The 2,790-nt window shown below is 65.8% G+C and carries 2 protein-coding genes; both read right to left on the reverse strand.

The features are described from left to right. Positions 1-746, reverse strand: a 746-nt coding sequence (locus tag ACKODO_RS09640) for a DMT family transporter (RefSeq protein WP_408983225.1), incomplete at its 3' end; no start/stop codon positions are given. A 90-nt stretch (positions 747-836) separates the two neighbouring features. Beyond that, the coding region (locus tag ACKODO_RS09645; RefSeq protein WP_408983226.1) for an AAA family ATPase at positions 837-2,790 on the reverse strand (1,954 nt) is incomplete at its 5' end.

Consider the following 2,790-nt stretch of genomic DNA (forward strand, 5'->3'; position numbering starts at 1 on the left):
AGCGCCGCGACCCTCGATACCGCGCCACGGCGGATCATCATCAGCATCAGGCCGATCGCACCCAGCGAAAGCGGGATCACCGACCAGGCGAGCGCCGCCCAGGTCTCCCAGCGGTTCTCGAAGCGCAAGGGTTCCAGAAGCAGCGTGAGCGGCAGCAGCGCGAGGAAGGCGCCGGCATATTGCAGGGTGGAAACCACGCGCAGGTCACCCGAGGCGATGTAACGCTTCTGGTAGAAGGTGCCGAGCGTCACCGCGACCATCGCGATCCCGTTGACGACAACCGGCCCGGCGAGGCTTTCGAGGGCTCCGGCCGAAAGACCCGCGAGCTTCGGCGCAATCACCCCCATCACGCCGAGGAACCCGATCGCGATGCCCGAAAGCTGCAGGGCGCCGAGCCTTTCGCCGCCAAGGCGGGCCGCGAGAGCCGCCGTCATCAAGGGCTGGATCGCGGCGATCAGCGCGGAGACGCCGGCCGGCAGCCCGTGGGCCACGGCCCACCACACCCCGCCGAGATAGATGGCATGCAGCAGAACGCCGCTCAGCATGCCATGGCCATAGGCCGCGCGGTTGCGCGGCCATTCTGCCCGGAAGGCGAGGGCGATCAGCGCCATGAGCACGAAAGCACAGGCGAAGCGGATGACCAGGAAGAACAGCGGATCGGCAAAGGACGCCGCGTATTTCGCGACGATCCAGCCGGTGGACCAGATGAGAACGAAAAGCGCCGGCGCGACCGTGACAAGCGACATGGCTCCCCCTGTAGAGGAAGCCTGTCGCCAAGGGAATGGGCTATGAGCCGTGATGACCAGACATGGCCCGGCCATCACGGCGCTGACTTCTCAGTTCAGCTTCGCCCTGGGCGGCGGGGCTTCGTCGCCCAAACCCAGGAATTCGCCCACGCGCAGGGCACCCGTCTCCACATCGATCGGCACGGTCTCGCCGTCCATCACCTTGCCGGCGAGGATGAGGCCCGCGAGCGGATCCTGCACGTTCTTCTGGATGACGCGCTTCAGCGGCCTTGCGCCATAGGCGGGATCGTAGCCTTTCTCGGCGAGCCAGTTGCGCGCGGCGGGCGAGAGATCGAGCGTGATCTTCCGATCTTCCACGAGCTGGCGCAGCCGGCCCATCTGGATATCGACGATGGCGCCCATATCCGCGCGCTTCAGGCGCTGGAACAGCACGATCTCGTCGATTCGGTTCAGGAATTCCGGTCGGAAGGCTGCCCGCAGGGCAGCCATCACCATGCCGCGCGCCTGATCGACCCCCTCCTCCTCGCCGAGGCTGACGAGATATTCCGCGCCGAGGTTCGAGGTCATGATGATCAGCGTGTTGCGGAAATCCACCGTCCGGCCCTGGCCATCGGTCAGGCGGCCATCATCGAGCACCTGCAGGAGCACGGTGAACACATCGGGATGCGCCTTCTCCACCTCGTCGAAGAGCACGACCTGATAGGGCCTGCGCCGCACGGCCTCGGTGAGGGCGCCGCCCTCCTCGTAGCCGACATAGCCCGGAGGCGCACCGATGAGCCGGGAGACCGAGTGCTTCTCCATGTATTCGCTCATGTCGATCCGCACGAGGGCATGTTCGTCATCGAACAGGAACGAGGCGAGCGCCTTGGTGAGTTCGGTCTTGCCCACACCCGTGGGGCCGAGGAAAATGAAGGAGCCGATCGGCCGGTTCGGGTCCTGAAGGCCCGCGCGCGCCCGGCGCACGGCGGTCGAGACCGCCTCCACCGCTTCGCGCTGGCCCACGACACGCTTGCCGAGTTCCTCCTCCATGCTGAGCAGCTTCTCGCGCTCGCCGGCGAGCATCCGGTCGACCGGAATGCCCGTCCAGCGTGAGACGACCTGCGCGATGGAATCCGGCGTCACGCTCTCGGAAATCAGTGCGCCGGCCTTGGCGGCCTCTTCCAGAGCCGCCAGCTTCTTCTCGAGCTGGGGAATCGTCGAATAGGCGAGTTCACCCGCCTTCGCGAATTCACCCTGCCTCTGCGCGCGCTCGAGTTCCGCACGCTTCTGGTCGAGCTCGCCCTTGATGCGCTGCGCCTCTCCGAGCTTGTCCTTCTCCGCCCGCCATGCCGTGGTGAGCGAGGCGGATTTCTCCTCGAGTTCGGCGAGTTCGGCCGAAAGTTTCGTCAGGCGATCCTGAGAGGCCTGATCCTTTTCCCGGCGCAGGGCCTCCTGCTCGATCCGGAGGCGGATGATCTCGCGGTCGAGCGAATCGAGGTCTTCCGGCTTGGAATCGACCTGCATCCTGAGTCGCGCCGCCGCCTCGTCCACGAGGTCGATGGCCTTGTCGGGCAGGAAGCGATCCGTGATGTAGCGGTTCGAGAGCGTGGCGGCGGCAACAAGGGCCGAATCCGTGATGCGCACGCCATGATGCAGCTCGTATTTCTCGCGGATGCCGCGCAGGATCGAGATTGCATCCTCGACATTGGGCTCCGACACGAAAACCGGCTGGAAGCGCCGCGCCAGCGCCGCATCCTTCTCCACATGCTTGCGGTATTCATCAAGCGTAGTGGCGCCCACGCAGTGCAGTTCGCCACGCGCGAGCGCCGGCTTCAAGAGATTCGAGGCGTCCATCGCGCCATCGGCCTTGCCCGCGCCCACCAGCGTGTGCATCTCGTCGATGAAGAGGATAACCCCGCCATCGGACGCCGTGACTTCCGCGAGCACGGCCTTCAGCCGCTCCTCGAACTCGCCGCGATATTTCGCGCCGGCGATGAGCGAGCCCATGTCGAGCGCGAGCAAAGCCTTGTCCTTCAGGCTTTCGGGCACGTCGCCGTTGATGATG

It is taken from the genome of Rhabdaerophilum sp. (assembly GCF_046092605.1).
In the GTDB taxonomy this organism is placed as follows: Bacteria; Pseudomonadota; Alphaproteobacteria; order Rhizobiales; family Beijerinckiaceae; genus Rhabdaerophilum.